Genomic DNA, 16084 nt, shown 5'->3' on the forward strand with positions numbered 1-16084 from the left:
ACCGTACCGATCAGCCCTGGCGGCGCTTGACGGCGGCCGCGATCAGACCCGCGAACAGGGGGTGCGGACGGGTCGGCCGGGACTTGAGTTCGGGGTGCGCCTGGGTGGCGACCAGGTAGGGGTGCACCTCGCGCGGGTACTCGACGTACTCGACCAGCTTGTTGTCCGGCGAGGTGCCGGAGAACTGCAGACCGGCCTTCTTCTCCAGCTCGCCCCGGTAGGAGTTGTTGACCTCGTACCGGTGCCGGTGGCGCTCCTCGACGTAGGGCTCGCCGCCGTACACCTCGCGGACGATGGAGCCCTCGGCGAGCTTGGCCGGGTACAGGCCGAGCCGCATGGTGCCGCCCAGGTCGCCCTGGCCCGCGACGATGTCGAGCTGCTCGGCCATGGTGGAGATCACCGGGTGGGCGGTGGCCGGGTCGAACTCGGTGGAGTTGGCGTCCTTGATGCCGGCGAGGCTGCGGGCCGCCTCGATGACCACGCACTGCAGGCCCAGGCACAGGCCCAGCAGCGGGATGCCGTTCTCCCGGGCGTAGGTGATCGCCGAGACCTTGCCCTCCACGCCGCGGTCGCCGAAGCCGCCGGGCACGCAGATCGCGTCGACGTCACCGAGCTGGCGCGCGGCGCCGGCCGGGGTCTTGCAGTCGTCGGAGGTGACCCACTTGATGTTGACCTTGGCGTTGTTGGCGAAGCCGCCGGCGCGCAGCGCCTCGGTCACCGACAGGTACGCGTCGGGCAGGTCGATGTACTTGCCGACCAGCGCGACCTTCAGGTCGTGCTCGGGCTCGTGGACCCGCTTGAGCAGGTCGTCCCACTGCGTCCAGTCCACATCACGGAACGGCAGGTTCAGCCTGCGGACGACGTAGGCGTCCAGGCCCTCGGTGTGCAGCACCTTGGGGATGTCGTAGATCGACGGGGCGTCGATGGCGGCGACCACCGCCTCCTCGTCCACGTCGCACATCAGCGAGATCTTGCGCTTGATGGAGGTCGGCACGTCACGGTCGGCGCGCAGCACGATCGCGTCGGGCTGGATGCCGATGCTGCGCAGCGCGGCCACCGAGTGCTGCGTCGGCTTGGTCTTCAGCTCGCCGGAGGGGCCGATGTACGGCAGCAGCGAGATGTGCACCACGAAGACGTTGTCCCGGCCCACCTCGTGCCGGACCTGGCGGACGGACTCCAGGAAGGGCAGCGACTCGATGTCGCCGACGGTGCCGCCGACCTCGGTGATGACCACGTCCACGTCCTCGGTCGCCATGCGCCGGATACGGGACTTGATCTCGTTGGTGATGTGCGGGATGACCTGCACGGTGTCGCCGAGGTACTCGCCGCGGCGCTCCTTGGCGATCACCGAGGAGTAGACCTGGCCGGTGGTGACGTTGGCCGAGCCCGCGAGGTTCACGTCCAGGAAGCGCTCGTAGTGGCCGATGTCCAGATCGGTCTCGGCGCCGTCGTCCGTGACGAACACCTCACCGTGCTGGAAGGGGTTCATCGTGCCCGGGTCCACGTTGAGGTACGGGTCGAGCTTCTGCATGGTGACCCGCAGGCCCCGGGCCTTGAGCAGCGCTCCCAGGCTGGAGGCCGTCAGGCCCTTGCCGAGCGAGGAGGCGACACCCCCGGTGACGAAGAGGTGCTTGGTCGTCGTGGATTTGGGCGGCAGTGCCAAGAGGGGGCTCCCGTGGTCGCGAGGTGGTGGTCGGGACGGCACCATGGCGGTGAAGAGGGGTGGTGTCGTCGCGGCGGTTCAGTGGTTCAGGCCACCGGCCCACGGGCTACCAGGGTATCAGTGACGCGCACCAGCCGCGGAGGGCGGCTCTCTGGTGAAAAGGGGAGGTCGCGGGACATTGGTACGACAAAATGCACCCGACCGGCCCAGCAGGCTGAGTCGGGGCTTCCGCACCGCCCGCGTTGTCGTCGTATCCTGCTCGGACACATCGATTCGATGCGAGTGAACCGGCACGGCACCACCCCGCCTGCTCCCGGGAAAGAGCTCGTCGAAAGATCCACAGACCGCAAATACCGCCCCAGTCCCTAGGGGCGCCGCCGTCGTTCGACTGGAGACCTACGTGGCCGGGCGTATCGAGGATTACGCACTCATCGGCGATATGCAGACCGCCGCCCTGGTGTGCCGGGACGGCACGGTCGATTGGCTGTGTCTGCCCCGCTTCGACTCCCCCGCGATCTTCGCGGGCCTGCTCGGCACCGAGGAGCACGGCTACTGGCGGCTCGGCCCCGCCTTCCCGCACGGTGCGCAGCCGCCGGCCGCCACCCGGCGCCATTACCGGGGCGACTCCCTGGTGCTGGAATCGGAGTGGGACACCCCGCGCGGAACGGTCCGTGTGATCGATTTCATGCCGCCGCGTGACGGCGCCCCTCAGTTGATCCGGATCGTCGAGGGCGTGAGCGGCCGCGTGCCGATGCGCTCGGCACTGCGCATGCGCTTCAGCTACGGCTGGGTCACGCCGTGGGTGCACAAGGTCGGGGACCGCACCGTCGGCGTCGCCGGCCCGGACTCGGTCTGGATCGACACCGATGTCGAGACCTACGGCGAGCACCTCACCACGTACGCCGACTTCACCGTGGCCCCCGGCGACCGCGTCGCCTTCACGATCAGCTGGCAGCCCTCGCACAAGGAGCCGCCCCCGCTCGCCGACCCCGAGTCCTCGCTGGAGGCTACCGAGGACTTCTGGCGCGAGTGGGTCGCCCAGTGCACCTACCACGGGCCCTACCGGGACGCCGTGGTCCGCTCCCTGATCACGCTCAAGGCGCTGACGTACGGGCCCACCGGCGGCATCGTGGCCGCGCCGACGACCTCGCTGCCAGAGGACATCGGCGGCGTCCGCAACTGGGACTACCGCTTCACCTGGCTGCGCGACGCGGCGATCACCCTGTCGTCCCTGCTGCGCACCGGCTACCGGGACGAGGCCCGCGCCTGGCGCGAGTGGCTGCTGCGCGCGGTCGCCGGCGACCCGGAGAACCTGCAGATCATGTACGGCATCGCCGGCGAGCGCGAGCTCGGCGAGACCGAGCTGGACTGGCTGCCCGGCTACGAGGGCTCGACCCCGGTCCGGGTCGGCAACGGCGCCGCCCACCAGCTGCAGCTCGACGTCTACGGCGAGGTCACCGAGGCGCTCCACCTGGCCCACATGACCGGCCTGGCCCGCAACGACTACGCCTCGCTGCTCCAGCTCCGGCTCATCCACTACCTCGAGGACCACTGGGACGAGCCGGACGAGGGCATCTGGGAGGTCCGCGGCCCGCGCCGGCACTTCGTTCACTCCAAGGTCATGGCCTGGGTCGCCGTCGACCGCACCGTCAAGCTCATCGAGTCCGGCGAGGTCGACGGCCCGCTGGAGCGCTGGCGCGACCTGCGCGACGAGATCCACCGGGACGTGTGCGAGAAGGGTTACGACAAGGAGCGCAACACCTTCACGCAGTCCTACGGCTCGCGCGAGCTCGACGCGTCGCTGCTGCTCATCCCGCAGGTCGGCTTCCTGCCGCCGGACGACAAGCGCGTCATCGGCACCATCGAGGCGATCCAGCGGGAGCTGTCCACCGAGGACGGCTTCGTGCTGCGCTACCCGACCGACGCCCCGCCCGGCGGTGAGAACCTCGACGGCCTCCCCGGCGACGAGGGCGCCTTCCTCGCCTGCTCGTTCTGGCTCGCCGACGACCTCGCCATGATCGGCCGGGTCGATGAAGCGCGCCGGCTGTTCGAGCGGCTGCTGGCCCTGCGCAACGACCTCGGCCTGCTGGCGGAGGAGTGGGACCCGCGCCTGCAGCGTCAGGTCGGCAACTTCCCGCAGGCGTTCAGCCATGTCCCGCTGATCGACACCGCGCTGCGGCTGACCGCGAGCGGCGCGTACGGCGGCTGAACAGCCGCCAGGCCCCCCGGGCGGCGATCAGCGCGAGGACAACTCGTCGTAGATGCTGAGCACTTGGGCGACCGTGTCATCCTCGGTCGGCCAAGTGCCCGCCTGCGCGGGGCCGGCGGCGGCCAGTTCGGCCCGCCGCGCCGGATCGCCGAGCAGGCGCACCACGGTGTCGGCGAGCCGCTTCGGGTCGCCGTAGGGAACCAGTTCGGCGGCGTCGCCCACGAGTTCAGGGGTGCCGCCGACGTTCGTCGCGACCAGCGGGACCCCCGCGTGCAGGGCCTCCTGGGCGATGACCGAGCGGGCCTCCCAGCGGGAGGGCAGCACCACCGCGTCGGCGGCGGCCAGCAGTTCGGGCACGTCGTCACGCAGGCCCAGCAGCAGCACCGGCAGCCGCTCGGTGTCGATGCGTTCCTGGAGCTCCGGGCGCAGCGATCCCTCACCCGCGACCACCAGCAGCGGCTGCGGGTGCAGCCGCGTCCAGCCGTGAACCGCGTCCAGCAACCGGTCGTACCCCTTGTGCGGCTCCAGGCGGCCGACCGCGAGCAGCAACGGCCGCTCCCCGGCGCCGAATTCGTCCCGCGCCTTCTGGCGGCGCCGTTCCGCCTCGGCGACCGCCTCGGGCGTCGCGGCGGTCCTGGGCGGCAGCGGCACACCGATGGGCGCCAGCCGGGCGTCCCGGGCGCCGACCGCGCGGGCCCTGTCCACCAGGTCCGAGGACGCGCCCAGCACCACGGACGCGGCCCGCGCCACGCGCCGTTCCAGCAACCGCAGCAGCGGTTTGCGGGCGCCCTCCGCGAAGACCGCGCCGTGCCAGGTGACCACCAGCGGGGTGCGCCGCCCACCCAGCGCCACGGTGGCCAGCAGGCCGGCCCGCAGGCCGTGCGCGTGCACGACGTCCGCCCCGGCGCAGGCCGCCCGCAGAGCCGTCACCACCGCCGCGTCCGCGCGCGGCACGGATCGGCGGGTGATCTCCACCGGAGCGAACCGCGCCCCGGCCGCGGCGAATCCGTACCGCTCCTCCGCCGCGCCCGGCCCGCAGACCGTCACCTGCACCCCACGCGCCGCCAACCCGCCCGCGACCGAGGCCACATGGGCCCTCCCGGTCTCACCCAGCACATGGACGGCGTGCAGCTGCCCGTGCGGGGGGCTCGGAGTACTGCTCACGCGCGGTCGGACTCCTGACTCGGCATCGGGCGAAGGGGCTTGCAGTGTGCTGCCCTCCAGGATGCCAGGCCAATACGCCATCCAGGGAGCGCTGCGCGGCGCGCGCCCGGTCGCACGTACGCGGGACCACCCTTACGAGTGCGTCAGCGTGCTCCAACCCGCGCCCGCCCGGCCCGCACCCGGTGCGTACGCCGGGCGTCGCGGCGCCGCGGACCAGCACCCCACGGTGCGCCACACACCTTGCCCACGGTCAGAGCCGTGCCGATCCAACCCGGTCCGCACGACCGGCCCCGGCCCACCCACATCCGCCCCACGGCGCCCGCCGGCACACCGCGCACGCCCCGCCCGCCGTCAGAACCGCCGATCCAACCCCGTCCGCACAACCAGCCCCGACTCGCACACATCCGCCCCACAGCGCCGCCGGCGGGCATTGCCGTCCAGTCGGCCCGCCTTCCGCGTGAGCGGGGCCGCAGCGGGACGTACCCGGCCGACGCCCGGTCCGGAACGAGCGCGCGCCTGCGGAGCGGCATCGGAACGCCCGACACCCCGGACTCCGGGCGACGGGCCCCGCCCCGACCGCGCGGACAGGCACCCGGCCCTCAGCCGTCGTGGGACGGGACACAGGCCGCACAACGCGCCTCCCCGCAATCGCCGGGAGCCGGGGCCACTGGAGCCCCATAGTGCGACGGCGAGAAGCGCCGGGCCTGCCGGAGACACCGGGCCCACGGGCTCGGCCCGCTGCCGGTCGCCGCAAGCAGCGCACCCGCGGGACCGGGCCGGGCGAACACCCCCCGGCCCGGTACCGCCGCGGACGCGGCCGCCTCAGCGGGCCTCGCGGGCCGCCGCGAGCAGTTCCTCCGCGTGGGCGCGTCCCAGCTCGGAGTCCTCAAGACCGGCGAGCATGCGCGACAGCTCGCGCACCCGCTCCTCGCCCTCCAGCACGCGCACACCGCTGCGGGTCACGGAGCCGTCGTTGGTCTTCTCGACCAACAGTTGGCGGTCGGCGAAGGCCGCCACCTGCGGCAGGTGCGTGACGACCACGACCTGCGCGGTCCGCGCCAGCTTGGCCAGGCGCCGGCCGACCTCGACGGCCGCCTTGCCGCCGACACCCGCGTCGACCTCGTCGAAGAGGTAGGTGGGCACGGGGTCGGACCCCGCGAAGACCACCTCGACCGCGAGCATCACGCGGGAGAGCTCACCGCCGGAGGCGCCCTTGGAGATCGGCCGGGGCGGTGCGCCGGGGTGCGGCGCGAGCTGCAGTTCCACCTCGTCCGCGCCGGTCGCGCCGAAGGCGACCGGGCGCCCGCCCACCAGCACGCCCTCGGGGTCCTCGGTCTGCCGCAGGGCGACCGAGACACGGGCGTGCGGCATGGCGAGCTGCGCGAGCTCCGTGGTCACGGCCCCGGCGAAACGGTCCGCCGCCTCCGCGCGGGCGTCGCTGAGCGCCTGCGCGAGGTCGCCGAGCTCGGCCCGCAGGGCGTCGCGCTCGACGGTCAGCTCCGTGATCCGGTCGTCGTCGCCCTCCAGCTCGCCCAGGCGCGCGCCGCCGGTGGCCGCCCACGCCAGGACGGCGTCGATGTTCTCGCCGTACTTGCGCGTCAGGTGCGCGAGGACGGCGCGCCGGTCCTCGACCGCGGCCAGTCGCCGCGGGTCGGCGTCCAGGTTGTCCGCGTACCCGGCCAGATCGCCGGCCACATCGCCGAGGAGGATGCCGATCTCGCCGATCCGGTCGGACAGCGCGGCGAGCTCCGGGTCGTGCGAGCGCACGGCGTCCAGGGCGCGCTGGGCGCCCGCGACGAGCATCCCCGCGTCGACGCCCTCGGGGTCCTCCGGGTTGCCCGCCAGGGCGGCGTGGGCCTGGCTGGCGGCCGAGGCGAGCGCCTCGGCATGGCCCAGCCGCTCCGCCTCGGCGGCCAGCTCGTTGTCCTCGCCCGGCAGCGGCTCCGCGTCGGCGACCTCGTCCAGGCCGAAGCGCAGCAGGTCCGCCTCCTGGGCCCGTTCCCGGGCCCGGGTGGTCAGCTCGTCCAGCTCGCCGGCGACCTCGCGCAGCCGCCGGTAGGCGGCGCCGTACTTGGCCAGCGGCACGGCGACGGCGTCCCCCGCGTACCGGTCCAGGGCCTCGCGCTGGCGCGCGGGCCGCAGCAGCCCCTGCTGGTCGGTCTGACCGTGCACGGCCACCAGCTCGTCCGCCAGCTCGCCCAGCAGCCCCACGGGCACCGAGCGGCCGCCCACGTACGCCCTGGAGCGGCCCTCCGCCGAGACCGTACGGCTGATGAGCAGCGCACCGTCGTCCAGCTCGGCACCGGCCTCCTCGGCCCGCACGGCGGCGGGCGCGTCGGCACTCAGCGTGATCCGCCCCTCGACGGACGCCGATTTCGTGCCGATCCGGACCAAACCCGGGTCGGCGCGGCCGCCCAGGAGCAGCCCGAGACTCGTGACGACCATGGTCTTGCCCGCGCCGGTCTCGCCGGTCACCGCGGTGAAGCCGGGTGACAACTCCACCACGGCGTCCTCGATGACTCCCAGCGACCTGATCCGCATTTCCTCCAACACGGATACGACCATACGAGGTTTGCGGCCCGCCGCGCGACGGGCCTCACTCCTCAGTGCGCCGCGCCCCGCCAGCCCGCGACCGGAAGGGCGAACTTCGCGACCAGCCGGTCGGTGAACGAGGCGTGGTGCAGCCGCGCCAGCCGCACCGGTACGGCACCCCGCCGCACCTCGACGCGCGCTCCCGCGGGCAGGTCGACCGACCGTCGTCCGTCGCACCACAGGACCCCGTGCGGCGTCTTGGGCTGCACCTCGACCGCGAGCACCGACCTCGGCGAGGTGACCAGCGGCTTGGCGAACAGCGCGTGCGCGCTGATCGGCACCATGAGCAGCGCCTCGACCTCCGGCCAGACCACCGGGCCGCCTGCGGAGAAGGCGTACGCCGTCGATCCGGTCGGGGTCGCCATGACCACTCCGTCGCCGCCGAACCGGGAGACCGGACGGCCGTCCACCTCCGTGACGACCTCCAGCAGCCGCTCGCGCGCCTGCTTCTCCACCGACGCCTCGTTGAGCGCCCAGTCGGTGTGCACGACACGGCCGTCGTTGCGGACCAGGACGTCGATCGTCATGCGTTCCTCGACCTCGTAGTCGCGCGTGACGACCCGGTCGACGACCTTGTCCAGGTCGTCCCGCTCCGCCTCCGCGAGGAAGCCGACGCGGCCCAGATTGACGCCGAGCATCGGCACGCCCGAGGCCCGGGCGAACTCCGCGCCGCGCAGCAGGGTGCCGTCACCGCCGAGCACGATGATCAACTCGCAGTCCTCGACGGTCTCCGGGCCGATCTCCTGCACCCGCTGCACCGCGTCGCTGTCCGGCAGGGTGAGGTCCTCGGCCTCCTCGGCCAGCACCCGCACGCCGATGCCGCATCGCCGCAGTCCCTGGACGACCCGCTCCGCACTGCGGATGGCGGCCGGCCGGCCGGTGTGCGCCAGCAGGAGGACGGTGCGCTCCTGCGCCTGAAGTGTCTCGCTCAACGGGGCCCCTCCGCCACGGCGCGGTCGACGTCGGCCGGGTCCAGCTCGGGTGCCCCGGCGCGCAGCCACAGAAAGTACTCCACATTCCCCGACGGTCCCGGCAACGGGCTCGCGGTCACGCCCAGTACCCCCAGTCCCAGTTCGGCCGCCTGTCCGGCGACCTGGCGTACGGCTTCGGCGCGCAACTGGGAGCTGCGCACGACACCGCCGCTGCCCAGCCGTTCCTTCCCGACCTCGAACTGCGGCTTGACCATGAGGACAAGGTCCGCGTCGGGCGCGGAGCAGCGGACGAGAGCGGGAAGGACGAGCCCGAGCGGAATGAAGGACAGGTCGCCGACGACGATGTCGGCCGGCCGGCCGTCGATCTGCTCGAGCGTCAACTCGCGTACGTTGGTACGGTCCTTGACGGTGACGCGTTCATCCCTCTGCAGCGACCACGCGAGCTGGCCGTAGCCGACGTCCACCGCCACGACGTGCGCGGCGCCGTTGCGGAGCAGTACGTCCGTGAAGCCGCCGGTCGACGCGCCGGCGTCCAGCGCCCGGCGCCCCTCCACGGCCAGTCCCAGCGGCACGAAGGCCGCCAGTGCCCCGGCGAGCTTGTGCCCGCCTCGGGAGACGTAGTCCGGGTCCGAGCCGTCCTCGGCCACGACCACCGCCGCGCTGGTCTCCACCTGCGTGGCGGACTTGGTCGCGGTCGTCCCGCCCACGGTCACCCGGCCGGCGGCGATCAGCTGCCCGGCGTGCTCCCGTGAGCGGGCGAGGTTCCGGCGCACCAGCTCGGCGTCGAGTCGGCGTCGTGCCACGTGAGGTTCAGCTCCTGTTGTCGTCGAGTCTCGTGAGGGCGTCACGCAGCCCTCGGTGTACATCCTCGTACACCTCGATGTGGTCCTCGGTGGGGAGCGCGTCGGCGTCCCCCAGGCGGACAAGCACGCCGTCCACCTCGGTATTCCCCGTCGCCTCCACCACGACCCCCAGCGGCTGGGGCCCCTCCGGCCCCGGCGCCGCCTCCGGTGCCCCCTGGGCTGTCGCCTCAGGCGTCACCTGTACCGCTCCCGTCTCAGTCACGGCCCGCCTCCCGCGTCCCGGTGGCCTTCTTCGCCGCGGTCTTCCTGGCGGCGGTCTTCTTGGCCGCCGGGTTCGCGGTGGCGGTCTTCTTCGCCGCGCTCTTGACGGGGTCCGTCTTCGCCGTGGTGGCGACCTTCTTCGCCGGGGCCTTCTTCGCCGCCGGGGTCGCGGACTTCGGCGCGGCGGGCACCGCCCCTGAGGCGGCGCTCTTGCGCGCGGTGGGCGCCGAGGCCGTCTTGGCCGCGGGCGCGGCCTTCTTGGCGGCGGTCTTCTTCGCCGGGGCGGTCGGGGCCGCGGGCGCGGCCTTGCGAGCGGAGGGGGTCTTCTTGGCCGGTGTCGCCTTGGTGGGTGTCGCCCTGGCCGGTGTCGCCTTGGTGGCGGACGCGGCCTTGGTGGCGGCAGCAGTCTTCTTGGCGGGAGCCGCCTTCTTGGCCGGGGCCTTCTTCGCCGCCGGAGCCGCCTTCTTCGCCGGAGCCGCGGCCGATGCCGGGGTCGCCTTCTTCGGCGCGGCGGGCACCGCCCCGGGGGCGGCGTTCTTGCGCGCGGTGGGCGCGGCGACGGGGGTCCTGGACGGCGCGGCCGCCTCCTTGGGGGAGGCCGGAGGCGTCGCGGGGGCGGCGTTCTTGCGCGCGGTGGGAGTGGCGGCCGTGGCCGGCCCTTCCTCCCCCTCGACCGGCACGTGCTCGACGGGCGGCTGCGGCGGCACGTACAGCCCCGGTTCGGCCTCCACGCCGTCCATGTCGTCGTCCATACCGTCCGCGTCAGACGTGGCAGCCGTGTCGGAGGCGCCGGCGGCCGTCCTGGCCCGCCCGTCGCCCTCCAGGTTGCGGATGCGCCGCTCCAGCGCCTCCAGGACGACCCCGACCCGGGTGACGTCGTCCGCGAGGCGGCTGACCCGGGTCATCGCCTTGTCGATCTCCTCGCGGATGAGCCCGACGAGCAGGTCCCGGTTGGCGCGCCCAGCCGTCATCAGCTCATCGGCGAGCGTCTGGACCTCCGCCGGGATGCGCCGGCCGATCGAACGCTGGACTTCCTCGACGTCTATCCCCGCCTGGTCCAGCAGCTCTCTCGCCGCCCCGACCGCCCGTCGCCGGGTGGCCTCGGTCAGGCCGCCCGCAATCTGCAGGCAGGTCCGCAGCGCGTCCCGCATCGCCCTCACTCCTCACCTTCGGGTTCACCGGTCTCCGTGCTTCTCGTTGGTCATGACGCTACCCCGTAGCGGCCCGCGCCTCGCCAAGGGTCCGCTGCGGTACCGTCGATCAGCACACGTCAGCATCCGAACGGGAGACGCACAACCGATGGCGACCATCGAGGAGTGCCGCAGCGCACTCGACCGGCTGTCGGAGAACCTCGCAAGGGCGGAGGGCGACGTGCGCAGCGCGGCCGCCCTCGACCGCTCGCTGAGCTGCCGCATCACCGACCTCGACATCACCTTCGTCGGCCGGCTCTCCGGCGGCCGCATCCAGGATGTCGTCACCGTGCCCGGCACGCCGGACGAGCGCGCGCAGATACGGCTCACCATGGCCGGTGACGACCTGGTCGCGCTCGTCGACGGCAGGCTGCACTTCGCGAAGGCGTGGGGCAGCGGCCGGGTGAAGCTGGAGGCGGCCCTGCGCGACCTCCTGCGGCTGCGCAAGCTCCTCTAGCCGCCCTCCCGGCGCCCGGCCCGGCTAGCTCAGGCCCAGCCGGGCCAGGGCCTTCTCCGCGTCCAGAGTGCAGGTACCGCCACCTGCCGCCGTCCAGGCCGCCGCGCACAGCGCGCGCAGCCCGTCCATGGGTTCGCCCTGCCCGTCCAGCAGCAGCGCGCCCTCGCCCGCCAGCGCCGTCCAGCCACCGCAGCGGTACGCCCCCTCGCCGCCGGCCGCCTCCACCTCGGGCTGCGGCGTGAGCAGCCCGCGCAGATCCGCGTCCACGTACGTCGGCCGGTGCTGCGGAGGCGCGGCGAGCAACTGCGCCGCGGTGGTGACCCCGGTCAGGACCAGCAGGGAGTCGACGCCACCCGCGTGCGCGCCCTCGATGTCGGTGTCGAGCCGGTCCCCCACCACCAGGGGCCGCTCGGCGCCCGTCCGGATGACGGTCTCGCGGTGCATCGGGGGCAGCGGCTTGCCGGCGATCTGCGGCGTCGCGCCGGTCGCGATCCGCACGACCTCCACGAGCGCGCCGTTGCCGGGCGCCGTGCCGCGCGCGGTCGGAATCGTCAGGTCGGTGTTGGACGCGAACCAGGGCACGCCCCGGTTGACCGCGTACGCGGCCTCCGCGAGCTGCTCCCAGCCGACCTTGGGCGAGTAGCCCTGGACGACCGCCGCGGGGTCGTCGTCGGCGGAGTCCACCGGCCGCAGTCCGCGCTCGCGCAGCGCCTCCACCAGCCCCTCCCCACCGACCGCCAGCACCCGCGCCCCGGTGGGCACCTGGTCGGCGATCAGCCGGGCGACCGCCTGCGCCGAGGTGATGACCTCCGACGCCTCCGCGGGCACGCCCAGCCGGGTCAGGTGCTCCGCGACGGCCTGCGGGGTGCGGGCCGCGTTGTTGGTGACGTACGCCAGGTGCATACCGTGCCCGCGCGCCATGCCGAGCGAGTCGACCGCGTGCGCGATGGCGTCGCCGCCGGCGTACACGACCCCGTCGAGATCGAGCAGCGCCGTGTCGTACGCCTGGTCCAAAGGCTGTTCACTGCCGTCCGGCACGGTCCGGTGAGTCGTCATCGGGCTGTCGCTCCTCGTATGTTGTCGATCACTCGGCACTCCCCGCGGGCATGACCCGCGTAGCATTCCCGGATGAGCATTTCCGGACCCGCTGCACCGGGTGGTTTGCGGCTCGCACCGTTCCGCGCGCTCCGCTACGTCCCCGAGCGGGTCGGCAGCCTGGCCGCGGTCACCTCGCCACCGTACGACGTCGTCGTCCGGCCCGAGGGACAGCGGCACCTCGAGACAGCCGACCCGCACAATGTCGTGCGGCTCATCCTCCCCAGCGCCGAGCCCCCGGACGGCCGGCACCTCAAGGCGGCCTCCGCGCTGTCCCAGTGGCAGAAGGACGGCGTCCTCGCCCTGGACCCCGCCCCCGCGCTGTACGTCTACGAGCAGCACGACGGCGACCACCTGCAACGGGGACTCATCGGCGCCCTGCGGCTGACCCCGCCCGAGGAGCGCATCGTCCTCCCCCACGAGGACGTCATGCCCGGACCGGTCGCCGACCGCGCCGCCCTCATGCGCGCCACCGCCGCGAACCTCGAACCGCTGCTGCTGTCGTACCGCGGCGAGGACGGACCCGCCGGCCGGATCGTCGAACGCACCGTCCAGGAAGCCCCGCTGCTCGCCACGACCACCGAGGACGGCATCCGGCACCGCCTGTGGGCGATCACCGACGCCGACGCCATCGCGGCCGTCGGCGCCGACCTGTCGCGCCACCAGGCACTCATCGCCGACGGCCACCACCGCTGGGCCACCTACCTGAGGCTCCAGTCCGAGCACCACGGCCCGAGCCCCTGGGACTACGGCCTCGTCCTGCTCGTCGACAGCGCCCGCTACCCGCTGCGGGTCCGCGCGATCCACCGCGTACTGCCCCAACTGCCCCCCGCCCTCGCCCTGGAAGCCGCCCGCAAGGCCTTCCGGGTCCGCGAACTGCCGGGCCCGCTCCCCCAGGCCCTGGCCGCCCTCGAGGACGCCACGGCCGAGGGCAACGCCTTCGTCCTGAGCGGCGACAACGACTTCCACCTGCTGGACCGGCCCGATCCGGACCTGACCGCGCTGGCCGTCCCGCACGACCGCCCCGAGGCATGGCGGCGGCTCGACGCGACCGTGCTGCACAGCCTGTTGCTGGACCGCGTCTGGGAGGTCCCGGACTCCCCCGAGCACATCCAGTACATCCACGACACGGAGGCGGCCGTGGCGCACGCGCGGCGGCTGGGCGGCACCGCCGTGCTCATCCACCCGGTGCAGGAGAGCATCGTCCACGAACTCGCCCGCCAGGGCGTCACGATGCCGCGCAAGTCGACGTCGTTCGGGCCCAAGCCGGCTTCCGGCCTGGTCCTGCGCAGCCTGGAGCCGGAGGGCACACCGGCCTGACGCGGAACGCCGAAGGGCGGCACCCGCGTGATGCGGGTGCCGCCCTCTTCGTTCACTGTCCGCGGAGCGCCGCGGGTCAGTCCTCGGTGTCGCGCGAGGGCTCCTTGAACGGGTTCTCGAGGAAGGCCGACGGATCGGCCTCGTCGGTCAGGTCGACGTCGGGCTCCTCCACCGGGGCGGCGGGGCCCTCGTCCGCCGTGGCCTTCGCCTCCGGCTCGTCGTCCTCGTCCTCGTCACCCGCTTCCTCGTCCTCGTCGTCCTCGTCCTCGTCCTCGTGCTCCGCGTCCGCGCCGGACGGCTCCACCGTGTCGTCGCCGGGGACGACCGCGTCGTCGTCCTCGTCGTCCAGGACGTCGACGAAGGCCACGCCGTCCAGCTGCGCCAGTCGGTCGGAGGCGTCCGTGCTGCCGGTGTGGTCGGCCTCCACCGCCTTGGCGAACCACTCGCGCGCCTCGTCCTCACGGTCGACGGCGAGCAGCGCGTCGGCGTACGCGTAACGCAGCCGGGCGGTCCACGGGTGAACGGCGTTCGACGCCAGCTCGGAGCTCTGCAGCGTGACGACCGCGGCCTCGTTCTGGCCCATGTCGCGCCGGGCCCCGGCCGCCACCAGGCGCATCTCCACCTGGCCGGCGCGGTCCAGCTTGTGCACCTCCGGGGCGCCCGCCATCTCCAGCGCGCGCTCCGGACGGCCCATGCCTCGCTCGCAGTCCGCCATGACCGGCCACAGGTCGACCGTGCCCGTCATCCGGCGGCAGGTCCGGAACTCGGCCAGCGCCTCGGAGTACCGCTCCGTGGCGTACGACGCGAAACCGGCCGCCTCACGGACGGCGGCGACGCGCGACGCGAGCCGCAGCGCGACACGGGAGTACCCGTAAGCCGCGTCCGGGTCCTCGTCCAGCAGCCGGGCCACCATCACGAGGTTGCGCGCCACGTCCTCCGCCAGCGTCTTCGGCAGGCTCATGAGCTCCTGCCGCACGCTCGGGTCGATCTCCTGGCCCGTCACGTCCTCCGGGATCGGCAGCCGCTTGATCGGCTCCCGCTCCTCACGGCGGTCGTCACGGCCCCGCGTGTCCGCGAAGCGGCCACGCCCCTGCACATACGGACGCCGGCCACCGCGGTCGTCGTCCCTGCGCGGACCACGCGGTCGGTCGTCGCGACGGTCGTCACGGCGGAACCCACCACGGTCGTCACCGGGACGGTCCTGACGCGGACGGTCCTCACGGGGACGGTCGTAGCGCGGACGCTCGTCACGACGGTCGTCACGACGGAACCCACCACGATCGCCACCGGGACGGTCCTCGCGGGGGCGATCGTCACGGGGGCGATCGTAGCGCGGACGCTCGTCACGACGGTCGTCACGACGGAACCCACCACGATCGCCACCGGGACGGTCCTGACGCGGACGGTCCTCACGCGGGCGATCGTAGCGCGGACGCTCGTCACGACGGTCGTCACGACGGAACCCACCGCGATCGCCACCGGGACGGTCCTCACGGGGACGGTCGTAGCGCGGACGGTCGTCACGACGGAACCCACCGCGATCGCCACCGGGACGGTCCTGACGCGGACGGTCCTCACGCGGGCGATCGTCACGGGGACGGTCGAAGCGCGGACGCTCGTCACGACGGTCGTCACGACGGAACCCACCACGATCGCCACCGGGACGGTCCTCACGGGGACGGTCGTAGCGCGGACGCTCGTCACGACGGTCGTCACGACGGAACCCACCACGGTCACCACCGGGACGGTCCTGACGCGGACGATCGTCACGCGGGCGATCGTCACGGGGACGGTCGAAGCGCGGACGCTCGTCACGACGGTCGTCACGACGGAACCCACCACGGTCACCACCGGGACGGTCCTGACGCGGACGGTCCTCACGGCGGAACCCACCGCGATCGCCACCGGGACGGTCCTGACGCGGACGGTCCTCACGGGGACGATCGCCACCAGGACGGTCGTCGCGACGGAAGCCACCTCGATCGTCCCGCCGGTCCTCACGGGGCCGGTCATAACGGGGGCGATCGTCGCGACGGAAACCGCCGCCGGCTCGGTCGCCTTCGCGGCGGGGACCGCTGCTGCGGAAACCACCCCGGTCGCCGCCCTGACGCGGCGCGCGCCGCTCCGGCCGATCCGGCCTTTCCTCGGGCGTGTTGGACATCGACATGACTCCTGTCGTTCGTACTGCTGTAGTGCCAGTCTCGCGTACCGTCCGCGGACTGCGCACTGGCGTGAAAAACAAAAGGACCCCCGGCCCCAGCGCTTTGGCCAGGACCGAGGGTCCAGAAAGATTGTTCGGCGGTGTCCTACTCTCCCACAGGGTCCCCCCTGCAGTACCATCGGCGCTGAAAGGCTTAGCTTCCGGGTTCGAAATGTAACCGGGCGTTTCCCTAACGCT

The 16084-nt window shown here is 73.2% G+C and carries 13 protein-coding genes and 1 rRNA gene; 3 read left to right on the plus strand and 11 right to left on the minus strand.

Annotation, left to right across the window (positions count from 1 at the left end; genetic code table 11):
• Positions 1 to 10 precede the first annotated feature (10 nt).
• Positions 11 to 1657: a CTP synthase gene (locus tag ACIP98_RS18300; RefSeq protein WP_319662046.1), complete on the minus strand. Its 1647-nt coding sequence runs from the start codon at positions 1655 to 1657 to the stop codon at positions 11 to 13.
• Positions 1658 to 2063: 406 nt separating this feature from the next.
• Here ACIP98_RS18300 and ACIP98_RS18305 point away from each other — a divergent pair, with 406 nt between their 5' ends.
• A complete protein-coding gene (locus ACIP98_RS18305) occupies positions 2064 to 3872 on the plus strand; it encodes a glycoside hydrolase family 15 protein (RefSeq protein ID WP_319661833.1) in 1809 nt (602 codons plus the stop codon).
• A 27-nt stretch (positions 3873 to 3899) separates the two neighbouring features.
• Here the strand turns inward: ACIP98_RS18305 and ACIP98_RS18310 are convergent, their stop codons facing one another.
• The 6 genes from ACIP98_RS18310 to ACIP98_RS18335 all read right to left on the minus strand — a co-directional run bounded on the left by ACIP98_RS18310 (position 3900) and on the right by ACIP98_RS18335 (position 10775).
• Positions 3900 to 5036, minus strand: a complete 1137-nt coding sequence (locus ACIP98_RS18310; protein WP_401976823.1) for a glycosyltransferase family 4 protein — start codon at positions 5034 to 5036, stop codon at positions 3900 to 3902.
• Between the two features lie 822 nt (positions 5037 to 5858).
• Positions 5859 to 7601, minus strand: coding sequence for a DNA repair protein RecN (gene recN / locus ACIP98_RS18315; protein WP_319661831.1), 1743 nt, complete (start codon positions 7599 to 7601; stop codon positions 5859 to 5861).
• Positions 7602 to 7639: 38 nt separating this feature from the next.
• Entirely contained in the window at positions 7640 to 8560 is a 921-nt protein-coding gene (locus ACIP98_RS18320; RefSeq protein WP_319661830.1) for an NAD kinase, read from the minus strand.
• Entirely contained in the window at positions 8557 to 9363 is an 807-nt protein-coding gene (locus tag ACIP98_RS18325; protein ID WP_401976825.1) for a TlyA family RNA methyltransferase, read from the minus strand. The genes ACIP98_RS18320 and ACIP98_RS18325 overlap by 4 nt, the downstream gene beginning before the upstream one ends.
• 7 nt (positions 9364 to 9370) lie before the next feature.
• A complete protein-coding gene (locus ACIP98_RS18330; RefSeq protein WP_401976826.1) occupies positions 9371 to 9625 on the minus strand; it encodes a hypothetical protein in 255 nt (84 codons plus the stop codon).
• Positions 9618 to 10775: a histone gene (locus ACIP98_RS18335; protein WP_401976829.1), complete on the minus strand. Its 1158-nt coding sequence runs from the start codon at positions 10773 to 10775 to the stop codon at positions 9618 to 9620. The genes ACIP98_RS18330 and ACIP98_RS18335 overlap by 8 nt, the downstream gene beginning before the upstream one ends.
• 148 nt (positions 10776 to 10923) lie before the next feature.
• Here ACIP98_RS18335 and ACIP98_RS18340 point away from each other — a divergent pair, with 148 nt between their 5' ends.
• Entirely contained in the window at positions 10924 to 11271 is a 348-nt protein-coding gene (locus tag ACIP98_RS18340) for a sterol-binding protein (RefSeq protein ID WP_319661827.1), read from the plus strand.
• A gap of 24 nt (positions 11272 to 11295) precedes the next feature.
• Here the strand turns inward: ACIP98_RS18340 and ACIP98_RS18345 are convergent, their stop codons facing one another.
• Positions 11296 to 12327: an HAD-IIA family hydrolase gene (locus ACIP98_RS18345; protein ID WP_319661826.1), complete on the minus strand. Its 1032-nt coding sequence runs from the start codon at positions 12325 to 12327 to the stop codon at positions 11296 to 11298.
• Between the two features lie 72 nt (positions 12328 to 12399).
• Here ACIP98_RS18345 and ACIP98_RS18350 point away from each other — a divergent pair, with 72 nt between their 5' ends.
• Positions 12400 to 13686 carry a DUF1015 family protein gene (locus ACIP98_RS18350; RefSeq protein ID WP_401976831.1) on the plus strand — a complete coding sequence of 429 codons (1287 nt, stop codon included), beginning with the start codon at positions 12400 to 12402 and terminating at the stop codon, positions 13684 to 13686.
• Between the two features lie 76 nt (positions 13687 to 13762).
• On the opposite strand, the gene ACIP98_RS18355 is transcribed toward ACIP98_RS18350, so the two are convergent.
• The 3 genes from ACIP98_RS18355 to rrf form a co-directional block, all read right to left on the minus strand.
• A complete protein-coding gene (locus ACIP98_RS18355) occupies positions 13763 to 14662 on the minus strand; it encodes a hypothetical protein (protein ID WP_401976853.1) in 900 nt (299 codons plus the stop codon).
• Between the two features lie 23 nt (positions 14663 to 14685).
• On the minus strand, positions 14686 to 15699 hold the full coding sequence (locus tag ACIP98_RS18360; RefSeq protein ID WP_401976833.1) for a hypothetical protein: 1014 nt from the start codon (positions 15697 to 15699) through the stop codon (positions 14686 to 14688).
• 280 nt (positions 15700 to 15979) lie between these two features.
• Positions 15980 to 16084 (minus strand): 5S ribosomal RNA (gene rrf, locus ACIP98_RS18365); the annotation flags it as partial.

Source organism: Streptomyces sp. NPDC088354 (genome assembly GCF_044753585.1).
Lineage (GTDB): Bacteria > Actinomycetota > Actinomycetes > Streptomycetales > Streptomycetaceae > Actinacidiphila.